Origin of the sequence: Leuconostoc pseudomesenteroides KCTC 3652 (assembly GCF_014634745.1) — a bacterium.
GTDB classification, from domain to species: Bacteria; Bacillota; Bacilli; order Lactobacillales; family Lactobacillaceae; genus Leuconostoc; species Leuconostoc pseudomesenteroides.
Genome location: NZ_BMBP01000002.1, coordinates 417,261 through 438,402 on the forward strand (window position 1 = coordinate 417,261; position 21,142 = coordinate 438,402).

The 21,142-nt window shown below is 39.2% G+C and carries 20 protein-coding genes and 1 pseudogene; all 21 read right to left on the minus strand.

What is annotated here, in order from left to right; translation table 11 throughout:
• Nucleotides 1-120: 120 nt before the first annotated feature.
• The 21 genes and pseudogenes from rpsP to rsmH all read right to left on the minus strand — a co-directional run bounded on the left by rpsP (nt 121) and on the right by rsmH (nt 21,128).
• On the minus strand, nt 121-549 hold the full coding sequence (gene rpsP / locus IEU65_RS04375) for a 30S ribosomal protein S16 (protein ID WP_010291896.1): 429 nt from the start codon (nt 547-549) through the stop codon (nt 121-123).
• Nucleotides 550-636: 87 nt separating this feature from the next.
• The gene (locus tag IEU65_RS04380) at nt 637-843 is read right to left on the minus strand and encodes a hypothetical protein (RefSeq protein WP_010291897.1); all 207 of its coding nucleotides are present in this window, start codon (nt 841-843) and stop codon (nt 637-639) included.
• Nucleotides 844-957: 114 nt separating this feature from the next.
• Complete coding sequence (locus tag IEU65_RS04385; RefSeq protein ID WP_010291899.1) at nt 958-2,412, minus strand: PH domain-containing protein; 1,455 nt, start codon at nt 2,410-2,412, stop codon at nt 958-960.
• Nucleotides 2,405-2,896 carry a PH domain-containing protein gene (locus IEU65_RS04390; RefSeq protein WP_010291900.1) on the minus strand — a complete coding sequence of 164 codons (492 nt, stop codon included), beginning with the start codon at nt 2,894-2,896 and terminating at the stop codon, nt 2,405-2,407. The genes IEU65_RS04385 and IEU65_RS04390 overlap by 8 nt, the downstream gene beginning before the upstream one ends.
• 97 nt (nt 2,897-2,993) lie before the next feature.
• A pseudogene (locus IEU65_RS04395) lies at nt 2,994-4,431 on the minus strand (6-phospho-beta-glucosidase).
• A gap of 76 nt (nt 4,432-4,507) precedes the next feature.
• Nucleotides 4,508-4,828, minus strand: a complete 321-nt coding sequence (locus IEU65_RS04400; RefSeq protein WP_031941278.1) for a PTS lactose/cellobiose transporter subunit IIA — start codon at nt 4,826-4,828, stop codon at nt 4,508-4,510.
• Between the two features lie 13 nt (nt 4,829-4,841).
• The gene (locus IEU65_RS04405; RefSeq protein WP_010291907.1) at nt 4,842-5,162 is read right to left on the minus strand and encodes a PTS sugar transporter subunit IIB; all 321 of its coding nucleotides are present in this window, start codon (nt 5,160-5,162) and stop codon (nt 4,842-4,844) included.
• A gap of 146 nt (nt 5,163-5,308) precedes the next feature.
• Entirely contained in the window at nt 5,309-8,101 is a 2,793-nt protein-coding gene (gene ileS / locus IEU65_RS04410; RefSeq protein ID WP_010291909.1) for an isoleucine--tRNA ligase, read from the minus strand.
• A gap of 298 nt (nt 8,102-8,399) precedes the next feature.
• Nucleotides 8,400-9,062, minus strand: coding sequence for a DivIVA domain-containing protein (locus tag IEU65_RS04415; RefSeq protein WP_010291912.1), 663 nt, complete (start codon nt 9,060-9,062; stop codon nt 8,400-8,402).
• A gap of 75 nt (nt 9,063-9,137) precedes the next feature.
• Complete coding sequence (locus IEU65_RS04420; RefSeq protein ID WP_010291913.1) at nt 9,138-9,935, minus strand: YlmH family RNA-binding protein; 798 nt, start codon at nt 9,933-9,935, stop codon at nt 9,138-9,140.
• Nucleotides 9,932-10,195 (minus strand): YggT family protein, encoded by a 264-nt coding sequence (locus IEU65_RS04425; RefSeq protein ID WP_004914758.1) that lies wholly within the window; start codon nt 10,193-10,195, stop codon nt 9,932-9,934. Before IEU65_RS04425 ends, IEU65_RS04420 begins: the two co-directional genes overlap by 4 nt.
• 3 nt (nt 10,196-10,198) lie before the next feature.
• Nucleotides 10,199-10,663, minus strand: a complete 465-nt coding sequence (locus IEU65_RS04430; protein WP_010291918.1) for a cell division protein SepF — start codon at nt 10,661-10,663, stop codon at nt 10,199-10,201.
• 9 nt (nt 10,664-10,672) lie between these two features.
• Nucleotides 10,673-11,974: a cell division protein FtsZ gene (gene ftsZ / locus IEU65_RS04435; protein WP_010291921.1), complete on the minus strand. Its 1,302-nt coding sequence runs from the start codon at nt 11,972-11,974 to the stop codon at nt 10,673-10,675.
• Nucleotides 11,975-11,997: 23 nt separating this feature from the next.
• A complete protein-coding gene (gene ftsA / locus IEU65_RS04440) occupies nt 11,998-13,326 on the minus strand; it encodes a cell division protein FtsA (protein WP_010291922.1) in 1,329 nt (442 codons plus the stop codon).
• 110 nt (nt 13,327-13,436) lie between these two features.
• Nucleotides 13,437-14,150, minus strand: coding sequence for a cell division protein FtsQ/DivIB (locus IEU65_RS04445; protein WP_010291924.1), 714 nt, complete (start codon nt 14,148-14,150; stop codon nt 13,437-13,439).
• On the minus strand, nt 14,150-15,241 hold the full coding sequence (gene murG, locus IEU65_RS04450) for an undecaprenyldiphospho-muramoylpentapeptide beta-N-acetylglucosaminyltransferase (RefSeq protein ID WP_010291928.1): 1,092 nt from the start codon (nt 15,239-15,241) through the stop codon (nt 14,150-14,152). Before murG ends, IEU65_RS04445 begins: the two co-directional genes overlap by 1 nt.
• Before the next feature lie 11 nt (nt 15,242-15,252).
• A complete protein-coding gene (murD, locus tag IEU65_RS04455) occupies nt 15,253-16,599 on the minus strand; it encodes a UDP-N-acetylmuramoyl-L-alanine--D-glutamate ligase (protein ID WP_031941279.1) in 1,347 nt (448 codons plus the stop codon).
• A gap of 44 nt (nt 16,600-16,643) precedes the next feature.
• On the minus strand, nt 16,644-17,606 hold the full coding sequence (gene mraY / locus IEU65_RS04460) for a phospho-N-acetylmuramoyl-pentapeptide-transferase (RefSeq protein WP_010291935.1): 963 nt from the start codon (nt 17,604-17,606) through the stop codon (nt 16,644-16,646).
• Between the two features lie 9 nt (nt 17,607-17,615).
• Nucleotides 17,616-19,760 carry a PASTA domain-containing penicillin-binding protein gene (locus IEU65_RS04465; protein WP_031941280.1) on the minus strand — a complete coding sequence of 715 codons (2,145 nt, stop codon included), beginning with the start codon at nt 19,758-19,760 and terminating at the stop codon, nt 17,616-17,618.
• A 2-nt stretch (nt 19,761-19,762) separates the two neighbouring features.
• A complete protein-coding gene (ftsL, locus tag IEU65_RS04470) occupies nt 19,763-20,134 on the minus strand; it encodes a cell division protein FtsL (RefSeq protein WP_010291941.1) in 372 nt (123 codons plus the stop codon).
• 55 nt (nt 20,135-20,189) lie between these two features.
• Entirely contained in the window at nt 20,190-21,128 is a 939-nt protein-coding gene (gene rsmH / locus IEU65_RS04475; protein WP_010291944.1) for a 16S rRNA (cytosine(1402)-N(4))-methyltransferase RsmH, read from the minus strand.
• Between the last annotated feature and the right edge of the window lie 14 nt (nt 21,129-21,142).

Below are 21,142 nucleotides of genomic sequence, written 5' to 3' on the forward strand. Positions count from 1 at the left end.
GAAATAACCTGCAATTGTGATTGGAAACACCAGTTTTTTTCGCTATTGTCGCAAATCAAAACCTATTTTTGGCAAAAAAAAATGTGCCAAATTAATGGCAACATTTTTAAACTTTTTGAATTAAACAAGTGCTAACAAATCAGCCTTCTTTGCAGAAGATGCGTATTCAGTACCTTGTGCATCCAAATATACTTTGATTTCAGCAACTGTATTCTTTTCTGTAGGCTTGTCAGTAGCAGGCTTAGCAGCAGCTTTTTTTGCTGACTTTGCAGCTGGCTTCTTACCTGACTTTGAGTCATTATACTTAGCCAAAATACCTGCGTTGCTCAACAAGTTGCGAACTGTGTCAGATGGTTGTGCACCATTGCCCAACCATGACAAAATCTTGTCTTCATCCAACTTGATTTCAGCAGGTTGTGCGATTGGGTTATAAGTACCAACTGTTTCAATAAAACGGCCGTCACGAGGTGAACGTGAATCAGCAATAACGACACGATAGAACGGACGCTTTTTTGCACCCATACGCTTCAAACGAATTTTAACTGCCATGTGGTAGTCCTCCAATTATCTTTGTGTTTGTACACATTTATTTTACTAGATAATTATGCCACTACTTCTAAGCTGTGTCAAGTGTTTTTACTTGACATCCTTTTGTTGTTCACGTGCAATATTGATTTCTTCACTCAAAATGATCAAATTATCTAATGCACGTCGCGCCAAAAAAGAATCATGTTTGCGATTGGCCTCATTGGTGATGCCACCAAGTGTGTGTGGTGTATTTAAATCATTAATAATTTTTACAAGCTGATTCTGCCAACTAGTGAGTTGCTCATTCTCCGTCATAAAAAATCCTCCAGTTGATATATCATTTATTCTACCAAATTAACAATAAAATAACAAAAAATCTTCTTAAGATTAAATTATTACAATCAAAATTTTAAAAAGATGCGTTATTAGTTATAAAAGCAGCCATTTATTAATATTTTGTATTGTTTCTTCAGGAACATATCGTAAATGTATCATGTGTCCCCCATTATCATCACGAACAATGATGTCGAGATGTGTTGCCTTTTTTGTGGTTAAGGTAAACATACCATGAGTATTAACACCTTGTATTTTATCACGCGTGATAAAGTAACCCTCTTTCGTTAGACCATTACTACGCTGCAAGTAAATAACAGACTCATGATATCCGATTTTTTGGTCTTTTATTGTCATCGTGTTTTTTAAAATTAAAAACACTGCCACAACCAAAGTAATCAAAATACCAAGCAATATATTATGCCAATCCCAAAATTTTGGTAACCAGATCCTCAAAATACCACTCAAAACGACAATCGTAGTTGCCATCCGCAATAAACTAAATCTAACCTGATACCATGCAGCCGCCTTAATAGCGCTAGTTTGCCACTGCTTGATATCGAAGTCCCCAACTCCCAAAACTTTTCGCAACGTAGTTGTTACCTTTTGATTGCTAACTACTGGAATCAGTATAGTTTTCTTGTCATCTTGATCTCGACTTGCGGAAAGCAAAACGTTGGCATTCATCAACTTAACCATTCTTCTCAGCAAAGTTTGTCGCAATTGAACAGCTTGAATTCTACTAAACTTAAGTTGGACACTTTTACGTGCTAGTAAACCACGCGAAATCACAAGATGATTGTCTTCATGTAAAACTTTAAAATCAAAATATTGATTATAAATCCTGAAAAATCCAACGACAATACCTATCAATAGACCAATTACAATCAAAGAACTCAATACTATCACGGATTGATGATTCACAAAATTTGTAAATGTCGCTTTGAGATGTTTTGGTAAAAGATCGTCAATTTGCGTCCATAATGTGAACAAAGCCAAAAAGCCACCGAGACCACTCAGTGAGGTAACAGCGTATAACATCAAGTCACTATTTGTCACATGATATCTTAGCTCTGCTATAGATTGTTTTGGTCTAATTTCTTCAACACTGGCTTTTTTATTTTGGGCACTGCGCCTTTTTTGCTCGAGAATATCAGCTTGTGTCAAACTCAGAGCATCAAAGACCACTTCTGGTTTGCCTTGACCTGAGGTATCAATTTGTAAACGCACGGATTGAAATGGTTGATAATAAAACGGCACCGTTCTAGAAATAGTCTGAATACGCTCAAAAGGGACATGAACTTGCTTTTTATTAAAAATACCCTGTTTTACTGATAGTTCATTATCATCAAATTCAAAGGTAAAAAATAACCACTGAATCCAAGCGCTACCGATAAATACGACAAACATACCTAATACTATCAAAGGTAAAAAAATCACACCATCGTTTTTAATATTGAACAAGCCCAATATAATTGGCCAAATCATTATTTTGATGTGACTAAAAAAATTAACAACAATGGCAAACCAACTTTGATGCTGTTTAGTCATCTGAAGCTACCTCACGGGCGTGTAATGCTGCTTCGACTAATTGACCTCTCAACTTTTTAGCTGTTGCTTCATCAATAGCCTCAATTTTGAAACCATGTGCCGCTGTTTCAATAGATAAATCCATTAATTTAAAATAACGTAAAATCGGTCCCTGTTTGGTATCAACATTTTGAATACGATTCAATGGAATTGATTCAGATTTTCTAAAAATAAAACCACGGTAAATGTACACGGCTTGCTCATCAATCACATAACGTCTAAAACGATAAAAATACGGAATTAATATCATGTGTATGATAGGCAAAACAGCTACCAAAACCATAACAATTAAAAATAACATTTCCAATTGACGAAAATTACCGCGCAAAAAAAACACGTAAATCGCTATTTCAACAGCTACTAAAAACAACAAAGTGATAACATCATGAATTAACCAAACAATTTTAGCTGCTTTAGGCAGCTGCGTGGCTTTCTCTGGAATCATATTTTTCTCCCCCAAATACTAGACATTCATAGTATTCAGTGTATCAAAGCCATCTATTGAATGCAAAAAAGCTAGCATTTCACTAGCTTTTGAAGATTTATAATGATTCACCGTTGGTTGCAATAACATGTTGGTACCAATCAAATGAATCCTTTTTGTAGCGTTTTCCCGTACCTTGACCCATATCATCTAAATCAACGTAAATGAAACCATAGCGTTTGGCCATTTCCCCCGTTGAAGCGGAAACAATATCAATACCAGACCAAGGCATATAACCGATTAGAGGAATACCATCTAACGCAACTGCTTGTTCCATGGACTTGATGTGTCCCCTAAAATAATCAATTCGGTACGGATCGTGTATCTCACCCGAACTCGTCAATTTATCATAAGCACCAAAACCATTTTCCACAATCATCATCTTTTTATGCCAACGATCCCACATCCAGTTCATTGCATAACGAACGCCTGTTGGATCAATTTGCCAGCCCCAATCGGATTGTTTGAGGTAAGGATTATCACCATGGTTAGCTTCTTCATCATATTCTAAATAATCATCACCCGTTGCAGAAACGGTCCAACTCATATAGTAAGAAAACGCCACATAGTCGACGGTGTTTTCTTTTAAGATTTTAGCATCTTCAGGTGACATTTTTATATCGAAGCCTTTGTGTGCCCAAAAATTCAAAAGCCAGTTAGGATATTCTCCCAACGCATGGACATCACCCCAATAATAACGTGTTTGCATCGCTCGCTGTGCCATCAAAATGTCTTCTGGGTTTGATGTCGCAGGATAAACGGGGTTCATCGCAATCATATCACCTACCATAATGTTAGGATTGATCTCATGAGCAATTTTGGTTGCTAAGGCTGAGGCAACTAACTCATGGTGTGATGCTTGGTACATCAGTTCTTGTGCCTGTTCTTCCGGATAATCTTTTAACCCAGAGTTTTGTAGCATTGGATGTGAATCCATCCAAGAAGTCTGATTATTAATTTCATTAAAAGTCATCCAGTACTTGACACGATCACCATAACGTTCGAATACCACACGCGCAAATTTAGTGAAAAAATCAATCATTTTACGATTGCGCCATCCACCATATTCGGTCACTAAATGATATGGCATTTCAAAATGGGATAACGTAATGACTGGTTCTAAACCGTTATCAAGCATGGCATCAATCATATTATCATAAAATGCCAAACCAGCCTCGTTAGGTGTTTCCTCATCACCGTTTGGAAAAAATACGCGTCCAAGCAATCGATGTTCTAAAGGCTTTCATCCCTAATTCTCGCATCAACGCAAAATCTTGCGGGAATGAATGATAAAAATCAATTCCTCTATGGTTAGGATAGTTTCCATCTGGTAAAACAGTGTCTGTCACCACTCTTTTCACACCATTTTTACCTGCCAACATCACATCAGCAATTGAGACACCCTTGCCGTCAACATTCCAAGCACCTTCTAGTTGATGTGCTGCTACCGCACCGCCCCATAAAAAGTCTTGTGGCATTTTATAACCTGTTGTCATTTGTTATCTTCTCCAGTTCTTATGTTCATTTAGCGATTATTTTGTAAAAGAAAAGCCCGCAAAAGCGAGCTATCAATTAGTTCTCTGCCAATTTGCGATAAAGTGCAATGATTTCAACTGCTAAATCACGAAAAGTAATACCATTCATCAAATGATCTTGGGCATGAACCATATACAAGTCAACTTCAGTATGATTACCTTGTGCTTCTTGTGTTAGCATGTCCGTTTGAACATCATGTGCTTCTTTAAGTGATTTATCAGCTTCATCAATTGCTGCTTGTGCACCCTCAAAATCACCTGATTTAGCCAACTGAATTGCCTGAAAAGCTTGCGACTTGGCATTGCCACCATGCATAATCAGACCCATCACAACTTGCATTCGTGCTTCGTCTTGCATCAAATCGGCCATCTTAAACTCCCATCAATGTTTCGGCAGACTTCAAAACATTGTCGCCCTTCATCATGCCATAATCCATCATATTGATGACATCCATTGGCACACCAGCGGCATCTGTGTGTCCCTTAACCTCATTTTTCATATAAGCAACTTGAGGCCCAAGCATCACAACATCAGGATGCTTTTCTTTTAGCTTAGCGTCAACATCAGACGTTGAAGTTGCAAAAATATCGTAATCCTTTCCTTGAGCTGCGGCGGCCTTTTGCATGTTTGCTACCAATAATGATGTTGACATACCAGCTGCACAAGCTAGCATAATTGTTTTAGTTGCCATAATATGTTTCTCCTTTAAAAATCATTTCTTTTATAACCTTATCATAGCACGTTTTCAAACGAATGTAAACGCTTTCACAGTTTGTTCATACTTTTCCAAAACGATCAAAAAAACATCACAATTATGAATTGTGATGTTTTTTGATACTATTCTAGCCCCTCAGTTAGGGCTTCTGGATAAAACTCACGGACAATATCTGCTTCATGCTTTGACAATTCTGGAAAATCAGTGTCAGAACCAATATCGTCATGATACAGTCGGTCTCGTGGTGAAACTTGCCCTGTAGCATGGTCAACAGTAATGTGCCAACCTGCAAAGTCTTCTACATTTTGTGCACTTTCCAATGATTCCAAATGAAGTTGTGACACCATTAACAACAAACGAACATCCGCATTCAGATCTTTTAACCATAACTGTTGTTCAGTCGTCAAATAAAGTGTAAGAGAAGCCTCTGCATTCTTACCAATTAAGTCGGTTTCACGTGCTTCTTCAAGTGCCTTATTGACAGCATCACGAAGGCTCATAAAGACAGACCATTGCTCAAACAAAACTGTTGTATCACCTAAATCTTCAACATTTGGCATTTCTGTCAAGTATGCAAATTGTTCTGTTTCATAGGGTAGATATTCCCATACTTCTTCAGCTGTGTGGGGCAAGATTGGTAGCAACAATCGTGTCAAGTCAGTCAAAATCTTATAGAAAACTGTTTGCATGGAACGACGCGCGTGCCCAGTAGGTGCCTCAACATAAACAACATCCTTAGCCACATCGAGATAAAAGGCTGATAAATCAACGTTAACAAAGTTAATCACACGCTTAAAGACATCGTTGAATTGGTAATTATCATAAGCACTGCGAACATCTTTAACAAAATTATTTTCTAAGGCATAGAAATATTGATCATGTGCTGCCAATGATTGATATGAAACGCCATCTTCTTTTGGATCAAAATCAGCAGTGTTTGCCAACAAGAAGCGTAACGTATTACGCAACTTTCGATAACTCTCTGACACCTGTTTCAAAATATCATTTGAAACACGCATATCTTGTGATGTATCAACTGATGTCACCCAAAGACGTAGAATTTCAATTCCCATTTTATCAGCGACTTCAAGTGGCGAAATAGTGTTCCCTAGAGACTTTGACATCTTGTTGCCTTTACCATCTAATGTAAAGCCTTGATGTAAGATTGCCTTATAAGGTGCAATACCATTTACTGCCACCGACGTAATAAGCGATGAATTAAACCAACCACGGAATTGGTCAGAGCCTTCCAAATACATATCGGCAGGATAATCTAAATCAGGACGGGTATTCAAAACACCATTCCAAGATGAACCAGAATCGAACCAGACATCCATGATGTCTTCTTCTTTAGTAAATTCACCATTTGGTGAATGCTCATTAGTATAACCTTCCGGTAACAATGCTTTAGCATCATGTTCAAACCAATAATTGGAACCATGTTCAGCAAACAAATCAGCGACGTGGTTGATCAACTTTTCGTCCAGAATAGCTGTACCATCTTCTGCATAGAAAATTGGTAATGGTACACCCCAAACACGTTGTCGTGAAATGACCCAATCACCTCGATCGCGAATCATATTGTGCAGTCTCACTTTACCCCAATCTGGGAAATATGTGACTTTATCAAGCTCGGATAAAATTTCTGAACGGAACTTGGCCACAGAAGCAAACCATTGGGGCACTGCCCGCCAAATAATTGGCTTTTTTGTACGCCAATCAAATGGATAAGAGTGGGTAATCTTTTCTTTTGCCAAGAACAGACCAGCATCTGTTAACTTGTTGATGACAATACCAACAACATCATCATAGAATTTCCCTTCAAAATCAGAACCTGCCTCGGCTGTCATATAACCTTTTGAGTCAACCGTTACTTCGGCGGGAAGACCGTACTTTGTTCCGACATTATAATCATCCTCACCAAATCCAGGTGCTGTATGAACCAAACCTGTCCCTGAATCGAGTGTCACGTGGTCAGCATTCATGACTAATTCTTCATGCTCACTGTCCCAAGGATGATAAGCTGTAATGCGGTCAAGTTCTTGACCTTTATATGTCGCGATTGTTTCGTATGATTCCCAACCAAATTTAGGCGCCACTGAATCAAGTAGTTCAGTAGCAACAACAAATTGTCTCGTATCACCAGCTGGTTTCACAACTGAATATTCGAAGTCAGGTCCTAACGTAATACCCCGAGAGGCTGTGACCGTAAATGGCGTTGTCGTCCAGACGACAAAGTAAGTATTGTCATCCAAGATACCTTTGCCATCTTTTACTTTGTTGGCATAAAATAATGATGTTGAATCAATGTCATGATATTCAATCTCAGCTTCAGCCAACGCAGATTCAGACGACCAAGACCAATATACGGGCTTAGCCCCTCTAAAAATGTAGCCTTTTCCAGCCATTGCGCCAAATACTCTAATTTGCGCTGCCTCAAATTCTGGCTTCAATGTAATATATGGATTTTCCCAATCGCCTAACACACCCAAACGTTTAAAATCCGACCGTTGCTTATCAACTTGTTGTAAAGCAAAGTCTTTAGCTAAATTACGCCATTCTGATTTGGGCATACTTTTTCTGTCATGACCAGCTTTGGTTAATTGCTGTTCAATTGGTAAACCATGCGTATCCCAACCAGGGACGTACGGTGCATAAAAGCCAGACATGTTCTTATAACGTACAATAATGTCCTTGGTAATTTTATTCATGGCGTGACCGATGTGAATATTACCATTTGCGTATGGTGGTCCATCATGTAAATTAAAATGAGGTTTTTTCTCATTTTGAGCCAAACGTTGATGATACAAGTCCTCCTCATACCATTTTGCCTGACGTTCTGGTTCCGTCTTAGGCAACGATCCTCGCATTGGAAAAGCCGTTTTGCCAAGATTTAACGTATCTTTATATTTCATATTCCATTCTCCTACAAAAATTAATCGAAAACAATCATGCAAATAATTATAAAAACGTCCCTATGCCTCACCAGCATAGGGACGTTTTCACGTGGTACCACCCAATATTTAGTAATAATCAATCGTAATTATTACTCTCAAATCAGCATTAACGACCTGCGCCGTTCTAGCTTACTACAATTTCAGCTAAACAAAACTGGTAACTGATCTGATTGGCATCAGGGACGGTCATCTTCCACCACCATGACTCGCTGCACGTATATATGCCAACTTTGCTGTGTTACGCTTTTTATAGTTATTAATGATTGTCTGCTTGGTCTTCTGATTCTGGAAACACCACAACTGGTCCTTGAGCTTCTGCTGTTTCCTGTTGGTCATCTGACCCTTGCTCTGTTGAAACTTCAACTGGTGCTGCTTCCGCAACTTGACCAATACGATTGGCTGTCACTTGACCAATTGGTAAACGATGAACAGCTTCTGCTAACTCATCATTTTCTAATAGTGTACGCTGTGCTGTTAATAATTGCAAGAAGGAATTTTTAAAACTTTCAACTTCTGTACGTAATTGATTTTGCTCATTAGTTAATTCTGCGTTTTCTTGCGCCAAGCGCTCTGCTTCAGCTTCTGCCTTAACACGAGAATCACTGATGATTTTAGTAGCTGCTTCTTGTGCATGTGTCAACTGCTTTTTAACTTCAACGTCAGCATCCTTTTTCAATCGGTCAGCTGCTTCTTGCGCGACAAATATAGATTGATTAACTTGCTCACGTTTGGCTTCTAGTTCATCAACTTGAGATTGTGACTGTTCAAGTTGCACTTTAAGCGCATCACGTTCAGCAATTAATGCTTCGTAATCACTATTGACTTGATCCAAAAATGCATCTACTTCCGTCGCAACGTATGCTTTACTGCCTTTTTTTGTAAATTCGTGATTTAAAATTTCATCTGGTGATAATGCCATAACATTCTCCTTTAACATAATTGTACTTCATAATTTTATCATGCTTAGTCTAAATTAGATAGAAGCTTGACATTACTATCTTTGCACAACATTGACAATTGCTTTCAATTTATCTTTTTTACTCCGACCATCTAATGATTTGATCTGTGCACGACCATGTTTTCTAACTGATATCAAATCACCTACTGCGACATCCATATTAGTTTTTTGCGCAACCATCCAATTTACGTGAACCTGACCACTTTCAATAAGCGTCTTAGTATCGCTACGTGACAGTTGAAAAATAGATGATATGACAACATCAAGCCGAAGAGATGACATCAAAGTAAATTGCTCTTGCCAATTAGTTAAAACAGGCAGGGCCTCGTTTAGTGGTAGCTCTTTCAAATTGGCAGCAACTCTGCCAATTTTTGTAACTGTTTGTTGAATATACGCTACCATTTTTTTATCAACAATAATCTGCCAACTTGTTTCTTCAGCATCAAACAGTATATCGCCAACCACATCACGACTAATACCCAAGTGCATTAGTGTACCCAATATTGTGGCATGATGTAATGTCGCAAACTTTTGCGGATATTGTACAGTTAACAAAGCAATTCCAAAATCTTCTAGTTTTATGTCAAAAACTTCTGGTGCAATGATTGCCCTTTGGCTTTCAGCGCCAGCCACACCACCATACAAATAACTTTGCAACTCAGATTGACGATTAATTAGTGTTTGTAAAATGTATTGTTCTCTAGGATTTAAAAATCGCGTTAAAACTAAGCGATAGTCGTCATCAGCCTGTTTCATCCAATCCAAGACTTGTTGTATGAAAGGTTGCTCATAGTCACGAAAATGCTGTGAAATGCTTGATATGTTGTCCGTCATAGGAATATTGAAACTAGATGTAACAATCCACTACGTGCAAAATTCAAAGCCAAAATTGCCACAATTGGTGAAAAGTCAAGCATCCCAATTGGTGGAATAAATCGAAAGATTCTCAGATAAGGCTCAACTATACGCCCCAAAAACCGGCCCAAACCTGACTCACGAGCACCTGGTAGCCACGACATTAAAATATAAATAACAATTGCATATTCATAATATTGCACTAAACGAAACAACCATATGACAATTTCTGCAATCATGAATTAGTACCTGCTATTGGGTTCAAGGTTATCTGTCAAAGTCCCTGAAATTTCAAATGTATTTGGTGTTACCAAGAAAATAGACTGACCAATACGCTCAATTTCGCCGTTGACAGCATAAACTGCACCACCCAGAAAATCAAGAATCCGCTTAGCTTGTGCTTCATCAATCTGCGTAAAGTTAACAATCACCGCTTCGCCACCCAAAATTTGTGAAGCAATTGCGCGCGAATCAGAATACACTTTGGGTTCAAACAATGCAATTTTACTATTTGCACTATTAAAGTCTGAAGTGGCTTGTTGTGTCGCTGATGGTCGTGTAAATCGTTGTTGTTGGGAAGTATTTGATTGCTGTTGAACAGGCTGTGGTTGTGGCTGCTCTTGGTATGATTGTTGATCATACCCTTCATCTTCGTAATAATCTTCCTCATTACTAAATAGACGTTTAATTGTGTCCCCTAATGCCATGAGTTCTCCTTAACGTTTCTTGAAAAATGGTGGTTGGTCAGTGTCATCATCATTGCCTAAATCAACCGCTGCACTTGAGCTGGGTGTATTAAAGACATCAAATGATTGCTTCTGAACGCCATCAAAGCGATCATCTTCAGAAAATGCGTCCTTGGTTGTGCCACCAATATTCCAATCGGCGAATGGATCGCTTTGTGTTGGTGTTACTTTAGGCGCTGATGATGATGTCGCTGGTTTTTCAAAAACTGATGAAGCAGAAGACAAAGGTGCCGATGACTCAGTTGTTGTTGCCGTACCAAAAACTGACGCTGCTGGTGCAACATTCTTTGTTACAGATTGTTTAGATTTATCATTTGTGTTCTGAAGACCGGTCGCGATAACAGTCACACGAATTGAATCACCAAGATCTTCATCGATTGATGTTCCAAATATAACGTTAACGTCACGTCCTGCCTCTTGGCTAATGACTTCTGAAGCAGTTTGTGCTTCAAACAATGACATATCTAGGCCACCAGTAATATTAAGCAAAACGTCTTCTGCGCCAGACATATCAACTTCAAGCAACGGTGACGAAATAGCCTGTTTTGTTGCGTCAGCTGCACGAGTTTCACCACTTGCTTGACCAACGCCCATCAAAGCAGGTCCGGCATCTTGCATGACAGTTTTCACATCAGCAAAATCCAAGTTAATGAAACCAGGGTTAGTGATCAACTCAGAAATACCACGAACACCTTGTGCCACAACCTCATCAACTACCTTAAATGCTTCAGACAGTGGTGTACGAAGGTCAATACGGTCTTTCAAGCGTTCGTTAGTGATCACAATTAATGAATCAACAGACTCTGATAAAGCCTGTAATCCTTCGGCAGCAAATCGTCCACGCTTTGGTCCTTCCCATTTAAATGGTCGTGTTACAACTGCAACCGTTAATGCGCCTTGTTCTTTAGCAATACGCGCAACAACAGGAGCTGCGCCGTTACCAGTTCCACCGCCCATTCCTGCAGTAATGACAACCATATCGGCACCGGCTAAAGCATTAGCAATATCTTCAGTTGATTCTTCAGCAGCTTTGGTACCACGCTCTGGATTTGAGCCTGCACCCAAACCACCGGTTAATTTAGGGCCGATTTGAATCTTCGTATCGGCTTTTGACTTATCTAGTGCTTGTACATCAGTATTAGCTACGATGAATTCAACGCCACCGACGCCTTCTTCGATCATGTGGTTAACAGCATTTGAGCCACCACCACCAACACCGATAACTTTTATGATTGCGCCCGCTTCCTGGGTATCATCAATTGAAAAATCCATGAGTTGTCTCCTTAAGTGTCTTTTTAGTCTTCGTTAAATAAATTGCTGATCTTTTGGCGAATTTTTCCAAACCAACCTTCACGAGGTGCTTCAGTCGAATCATTAACATATTGATAACTATCATATGATTCTTGTTGCGGCGCCTCAATTACTGTTGACGTTGGCTCAGGATTAGGGGCGACCTCACGACGATTCATAATCGTCTGTTTAATCACCTGTTGCACCATATTTTCTCTAGATGCAAACACTGAATATGCTAATGCACGAGTGTATGAAGGATGTCGCAGCCCAATTTGATCTGGTACAAACAAACGCACATTATCACCCAACAATTGTTGAGCAAAATCAACCATTTTTGGTAAAGCCGCATTGCCACCAGTTAATACAAAGCCTCCGGGCATGTTTAACGCATTAACCTGTTGCAAGTGATCAAATATTCTCGTAAACATCTGTTCTAAACGCGCCGCAATGATTTCCGATAAATATTTCTCATCAAATTGTTTTGGAACAGCTTCACCAATAACTTCCACAGGAAATTCATTGTCTTGATCTGTTTGCAAAGGATCCGCAAAGCCATAGTCCCGTTTTACTCTTTCGGCATTGATGTAAGAAGTACCCAGAACAGTCGAGATGTCCTTGGTGACACTATCACCACCTTCAATATCAACGAACGTATATTTCAATTTGCGATCATGGATAACAGCAGCGCTAGTCTGTCCGCCTCCTAAATCAATCAAAACCGTTCCAAAGTCCTGTTCGCCATCATTTAAAATGGTTGTACCCAATGCCAATGGTGATAGAATAAATTCTTGCAAATTAAGACCGGCTTTTTGAATTGCCATTCGCGTATTGTCAAGAATTTTACTAGGTCCAACATAGGCAACTCCATGCATTTCGAGCCGTACGCCTATCATTTCATGCGGATCTTTAATGCCATCAAAGCCGTCAACAACGAATTCTTCAGCTACTAATTCAATCACATCACGATCCGCTGGCAAACCATTAGATAAGGCCTGTTGTGCTACATTTTGAACATCCTGATAGGTAATGCGCTTATTCTGGTTAGCAATAGATACTAAACCATTAACGTTGATAATTTCAACCTGATTAGCTGGAATACCAACGACAACATCGGTAATTTTAATATTTGCTTTTTCTTGTGCTTGATCAATCGCTTCACGAATCGCAGCAGCAGTGGTATCGATATCGACAATCACACCACGGCGTAAACCACGTGAAGGGGCGCTTCCCGCACCAATGACATTAAATTGATTTCCAGCAGTTTGTGCAATGACAACTTTAATTGAAGTGGTTCCAATGTCCAATCCAACCGTCACGCCTGAATTATTCATGCGTCGTGCCCCTTTGTTAATTATTTTTACAAAATATACCTAATATTAATAATAACATAAAATCGCAATATTTTGCGACCCAATTCTTCTCTTTGAATACATAATTATGATTAAGATTTATAGTTATATGAGAAAGCCCCAAACTGTAAATCAACCACACCTTTTGCTTTCATTTGCGCTGCAATACCTGGATAATAAACAATCTTTTGACCGAATGTTGTAGTTGTTGCCAGTACAGTATTACCATCTGCCATGATAATTTTTAGGCGTTTCGGATTCTCTTTAGTGGGTGAAAATATTATTTGACTAATATTTTGTCGAAGAGCAGCCTCAAGGTTAGAAAATATAACAGCAGTTTTTGATAACACAGCATCACTCTTGAAACCGCTATATACAGGTGCATCGCCATCTGGTTGGCTTATTTGATGCCGATTTCCTTGTTGATTGATGGCATACCACTGTCCCTTTTGTTGGACAAATCCAGCATTTATTCTTTCCACAACAGTAAATAGTACATCATCATCTTTTAACGTGACTTTTACTGAATCAACTTTGTCACTTTGTGATTGCAATCGATTTTCAATAAAGGTTTGTTGTCCAACTAAACGCCAATATGGCGTTTTCTGACTAACATTTACATATTTTTTAATTTGTTCTTTCGAAACAACAGTCGACGCCACTGACACATTTTTAATCGTACGCCACGGTTGTAAAATCAATATTAAACCAACAATCAAAACAGCAAAAACCGCTAAACTCAACCAGAGTTGTAACGGTCGTTTTCTAGTAAAAATATGCTTTGATTGTGGTATAACTTCTTTCATTATTCTCCAATTGCGTCTAGAATTAGTGCATAAAGCCTTTCGCCAGCGTCACGCACACCAATTTTAGTTGATTGGGCCGCCATTGCCTCGCTCACCTTGTCATTTAGTAACAATGTATCGGCCGCTTGAGTTAGCGTAATTGCTGACAAAGATGGCTCTGAAATCATCAATGCAGCACCAGCGTCAACTAAACTTTGCGCATTTTTTGTCTGATGATCTCCTGTCACAAATGGACTCGGAATTAGAATAGACGGAATACCCAAGGCAGTAATTTCTGCTATTGAGGTCGCGCCAGCCCTCGCCACTATCGCATCAGTTTGTGCCATAACTTCTGGCATATTATCAATATAAGGTAAAATTCGCACATTTTCAGCTGGTTGCGTAGTCATTCTATCAAGTACATTTTGATATCGTTTTGGTCCTGTGACAAATACCACTTGATAACTGCGTTGATTAAACGTTTCTAAGGCATCAATAACTGCTAAATTAATAGCTGGGGCGCCTTGCGAACCGCCAAATATTAACAGCGTCTGTTTGTCATCCCGTAAACCAATCTGTCGCCATGAGAAATTTGACTTTAATGAAGCAACTTGTTGTGCTCTTGGGTTTCCAACCACCGTTGCTTTCCCTTTGGGAAATTGTGATAATGCAACATCGAAAGCAACGCCAATGCGCGTCGCCCCGCGAGACAAAAACTTATTTGTAACACCGGCAATTGAATTTTGTTCATGAATGACTGTTGGAATATGCAATCGTTGGGCAGCATAGACAACAGCACCACTGACATATCCACCCGTTCCAACAACAACATCTGGTTGAAATTCCTTGAGAATTTTTTTTGCCTCACGAACCGCTTTTAAAAACAAAGAAACCGTTTTAACATTATCTAAAGACAGTGATCGTTTGAAGCCCTGAACTGTTAAACGATCAAATGCCATTCCAGTCGCAGGCACAATGTTAGACTCAACGCCTCGTTCCGATCCCACATACAAAAATTGTGTATCTGGTTCATGCTTTTTAATCACTTCGGCTAAAGCAAGAGCTGGATAAATATGACCACCTGTTCCACCACCAGATAAAATAATTTTCATAACGACTCCTTTCAAATTTTAAGTGCTTTTTTTAGTGCACCGACAAATTTTTCACCGCGTTCTTCAAATGTCTTAAATTGATCCCAACTCGCATGAGCGGGCGAAAGCAATACCACATCACCTGGATGCGCTAACTGCACCGCTTCTGGCGCCGCTGCCATAACATCTTTAACAGTAATCACTGTTTTACCGGCCTGATGTGCCAAATCAACAATTTTTTGCTGCGTTTGCCCAACAGCAATTACTGTTTTAACATGTTTTAAATTAGGCACCATGCGTGACAAATCATCACCGCGGTCTAAGCCACCACCAATCCATATTGTTGGTTGATCAAAACTATTTAATGCTGTCTGCGTAGCTTCGATATCTGTGGCTTTTGAATCATTATAGTACTTCACACCATTCACAGTAAATAAATACTGTAAACGATGCGCAACACCACCAAAAGTTTTCAATACATCTTTAATCGCACGATCACTCACGCCAGCTAATTTTGCAGCCGTTGCTGCCGCCAAAACATTTTCTAAATTGTGAGGCCCAACTAGTTTAATGTCCGTTACAGGCATTATTGCATCGCCATCAATCAATAATTGATCATCTTTAATTTCTGCCGGCAAACCAGTTTGTTGACGTGAAAACGTCAACACTTTGGCATGTGTTTTGGCAGCAAAATGAGGCGTGTCTGGTCCATCAGCATTTAAAATTAAATACTGATTCGACGTTTGATGGCGTGTAATCTGAAATTTAGCAGCTACATAATTATCTCTAGTTTTGTGATAATCCAGATGATTTGAAAAAATATTAGTCACAACAGCGATATCTGGTTGAATATCAGGTATGCCCATTAATTGGAAACTTGATAGTTCTAACAATAACGTATCTTTTTCCGTTAAATCAGCAACGACTTCACTGACAGGTGTGCCAATATTGCCAGCTGTCGTGACCGGCTGTTCATCAGATTTGAGCATATCACGAATCAATGAAGTCGTTGTCGTTTTACCATTGGATCCTGTCACCGCAATTAATCGACCTTTGAATGTACTCAACGCCACGGCAACCTCTGTTAAAATTGGCATTTTCAAATCAAGCGCTTTTTGCACCAATGGTTGATCATAATTAATGCCTGGATTTTTCACCAGATATTTGAAACTATTATCCAGATGCGCATCTTGAGCCTGTGACAAAAAAGTAACCTGTTGCGATTGTAAATTTAGAAAATCATCATCTTGTTGAAAATCACCATCATTTGCAACGGTAACATCAGCGCCAAGTGCCAATAAAAGCTTAGTCACTGCTTTTCCAGAGCGTGCCCAACCATAAACCATAATTTTTTTATTTTTAAAGTCCATTGCCTGCATGATTTAACCTGATTTCTTTATTTATGTACACGGTCATCACCGTTTTAACTCATATATAAAATTCCTACAATGCTTACTAGAAGACTAACGACCCAGAATAGTATATCAATTTGCCATTCACGCCAACCGAATTTTTCAAATGAATGGTGGATTGGTGCCATTGGAAAAATGCGTTTCTTCCAAAAGTGATAACCAATTGTTTGAATAATAACTGACAGCGTTTCGATTACAAAAATAATGCCAAACCACACTAGAGAAAATGGAATGCCAAGCAAAATTGACTCAATTGCTAATCCTGCGCCCAAAGCTAGTGAGCCTGTATCTCCCATAAAAATTTTGGCTTTTGGTTTGTTATAAATCAAAAATCCAACTAACGCACCAATAATCGCAATATTAAAAATCACAATAGACTGGTTATGCATTGCCATTGCAATCCATGTATAGGTGCCATAAACAATAATGCTAATACCCGTTAGTAGGCCATCAAGACCGTCTGTTAAGTTAGTGGCATTTGACCATCCTACGAGCCAGAACCACATGAAAATGAAATAAAAACCACCCAAATAAATATGACCAACAAACGGTACATTCAGCACAAATGGTACATTCATAAACCACATAACAATCATTACCACCAAAGCACTAAGTGTTTGTGCCAACAATTTTGGTTTGAATCTGAAACCATCATCCGCATGTTTCAGAATTTTAAGTGCATCATCAACACCACCAATAACAGCAAATGCCACAAATGCCAAAAGTGGCATCAACTGGAGCATGAAACCATGCCATCCTTCACTTGCTACACCACCAACAATCGCACTGATTACAGCAGCTAGTACAAATAAGGCACCGCCCATACTTGGTGTTCCTGCTTTGGCCTGATGATCAGGACCAAGTTTACGTATTACTGCCTGCTCCTTAGAATGTCTCAAAAAGTTAATCAATGCTGGCATAAAAATAACTGTCACGATAAACGATCGTGCGAAAGTCCATAGATTTTCTGTCATCTCTCCCTGTTACTCCTTCTCTTTCAATACAATCGCTACTTGACTGCTTTTGACAACCAACTGATTAGCACCAACAGTTTGACTCGTAATGTATCCAGACCCTTTCCAAGTCAACGTGAAGCCAATTTGCTTCGCAAATGATTGTGCATCAGTTAAACTCCAGCCTGTCATATCAGGCATATTCGTAGTACCTTGTGCTTTCAATATCACTAATTGATTGGTTAATGCTTTTTGTTCCGGCAACAGCGATTGTGATTTAATTTTTCCAGTTGTGCCCACGACAGCCACTCGGAAACCTGCTTTAGTTAATGTTGTTTTGGCAGCAGTAATTGATTGCCCGACAACATTAGGCACCGTCTGTTTCGTTGTCTTAGATTTTACAGCACTGCTGCTATTATTCAAAGCTTGTAGCATTAATGGTCTAAATACTTTGTTCATTGTGGTTTGAATTGTTTCATCTGGAAAAACTTTTGGTTGTTTAACAGCCATGTAAAAAATATACTTTGGATTTTTTTCTGGTGCTAATACAACGACTGAGTGAATCGCATTTTTCAGACCATCTAGGTATTGACCCTTTTCTGCTACTTGGGCAGTTCCAGTTTTAGCAGCAATTTGATATCCAGCATCTCGCAAATCAAATTCCTTAGCAGTTCCAGTAGATTGATTCACAACATCAATCATATATTCACGAACTTTTTCGGCCGTACTGGCTTTAATTGGGTGAGCAACCGTTGTCGTTTTCCCTTCTTTGACAATTGCACCGGTCGAAGAATTAACTACTTTATCGACAAAATAGGGTTTAACTTCTTTACCATTATTAGCGATTGCTGAATAGGCTTGAATCAGTTGCAACGGCGTCACATTAATGGCTTGACCATAAGCCGTATTGGCCTGTTCAATTGGATAATTAAACGAAATAGACCCAGCTTCTTCCGCATTGAGACCTGATTTAGTAGACTGTAAAAAACGGAATCGCGTCAAATACTTACGCCATGTTGTTGCCCCTAGCTTTTGTTCGGTGCGTGCAAAGGCTACGTTCGATGAACGCCAAAATCCTTCACGATATGTCAACACACCGGCATCTTGACCAAAAGCATCAACGACTTTTTTGCCATCAATTAAAAATGTGCCCGATTGATAGGTGTCATTAGGTCGCCACTCTCCTGTATCAATAGCCGCTGCCAACGTTATGCCTTTCATAGTTGATCCAGGCTCAAAGGCACCTTGATCAAGTAGATTTTGCCAAGTCGCCGGATTTGAGGATTTGTCGTTAGCATTAAAGTTTGGTCTTTGTGTCGCCGCAACAATTCGTCCTGTTTTTGCTTCCATCAATACTGCAACTGCTGTTTTTGCCCCCGTATCTTTAAACAATGTATCCATACGCGTTTCTAGAGTGTTTTGCAAACTATCATCTAAAGTGAGGTACACGTCATCCCCATTTTTCACTGTTCGGCTACTTTTGTTATTCTCTTTTTGACCTTCGTAGCTTTTAATGCCATTTTTACCAGTTAGTATAGAATTTTCGGCCGCTTCAATTCCCATTGTCCCAATCATTGTAGATTGACCGCTAACATTTTCACTATACTTAATGTTTCCAATCAGATGAGATGCCATTTGATCATTGGGGTAAACGCGTGCCGCTTGTGATGTGAATTTTATGCCAGGAAGCTTCATGGCCACTATTTTCTTATGCTGCGCAATTGTCAGACTTTTGCCAGCTGATCCAAACTCTACTTGAAATTGCTTAGCAGTTAATCGTTTGTAGATTACTTTTTCTTTTAAGCTAATAACCGTGCTTAATTTTTGAGCTGTTTCACTCGCATCCGTCACATAATCTGGTTTGCCATTAGCGTCTTTTTGATTTTTGTCCAAGATTGCGTACATATTGTAAACAGTTGTGTTCTCGGCTAAAACTTGTCCATTGACATCAAAAATTTTACCACGATTGGCAATAATGTTTTGTTTTCCCATAAACGCTTCTCGTGTCGCTTTTGTTAGGTTATGCCCATCAACGGCTTTGTTCCCAGCAATAACAAAAAGACGAATACCAAGCATTAAAATCACAACTGTTGTGCCACACAGCAACAACCCGCCAAATATTTTGGCATTCTTTGTGATTCTTTTGTTAGGTATCCGTCTCACTTTATTTTTCATAATTATTGATTAACATTGCGCACACTATCATCTGAAAGTGTCATGCCGTATTTTTTTGCAACCTTATCTAGATTTGACTTACTAGTAACATCCTGAATCTTAGTTTGTAAAGCATCATTATTTTGTTTCGTATTGCTTATTTTCGTTTCAATAGCCGTAGTACTGTTAGTCGCTTTGGTAATTTGCATACTCGTAAAGACAGCACCAACCATCAACGATAAGACAACTGCAGCCACAAAAATAACTAAACCACGCTCTTTTTTAGTCCAAGCTGCTGCTTTGTATTTAATTACTTTGCGTTGGCGATGGCGTGGTTGCGTAAGCGGTGCTTGTTGTGCAGCAGCTGATGAATATTCGTATGCATTTTGTGCCATAGCTTTTCTCCAAAAATCTGATGATGTAACAATTAGTTTTAAAACTTAAATTAAGTTATTTGCGTCGAATACCGCGTAGTTTAGCTGATTCCGAGCGATGATTGGTACTCATTTCGGTAACGCTTGGTAAGATCGGTTTCTTGGTAAGCGCATCATACTCAGCTTCAAATTGTCCCGGTAGTACAGGCAAACCAACAGGTAACTCAGGTGTGCTAGTTTTCTCACGAAACATTTGCTTTACAAGACGATCTTCTAATGACTGAAATGTAATCACACTAATGCGACCATTATGATCAATTAAATCGAGTGCCTGCGTTAAAGAATCTTCCAGAGCACCTAATTCATCATTAACCGCAATTCTTAATGCTTGAAACGTTCTTTTAGCTGGATGTCCACCTTTGCGGCGAGCTGGTGCTGGAATTGCTTCTTTAATGATGTCAACCAACTCAAAGGTTGTATTAATAGGACCATTTTCTCTATGCTGTTCTATTTTGCGGGCAATTTGTTTTGGAAATCGATCTTCGCCATAACGACTTAAAACTCGAAGAAGTTCATTAAACGACCATTCATTGACAATTGTTTTAGCAGTCAAAGTTTGTCTTTGATCCATTCTCATGTCCAACTCAGCATCGTAATTGTAACTAAACCCACGTTGTCCATCATCAAACTGAACTGAACTAACACCCAGATCATAAACAATGCCATCGACATTCTGAACATTCTGTGCTGCTAGCGCCGCAGTTAACGTCCTAAAGTTTTGATGAATCAAAACGAGTTTGCCAGTCGCGATGTCATCTACGTAGCGGTTCATATTGTATTGAATCGCTGTATCATCCTGATCAAAGCTATACAGCTTGCCAGTTGTTAATTGCTTTAGAATTTCACCCGTGTGTCCACCACCACCAAGCGTTGCGTCCACATAAATACCGTCAGGCTTGATATCTAATAATTCAATGGCCTCATGCAATAGCACCGTAACGTGTTCAAATGTCATTTCAGCTCACTTTC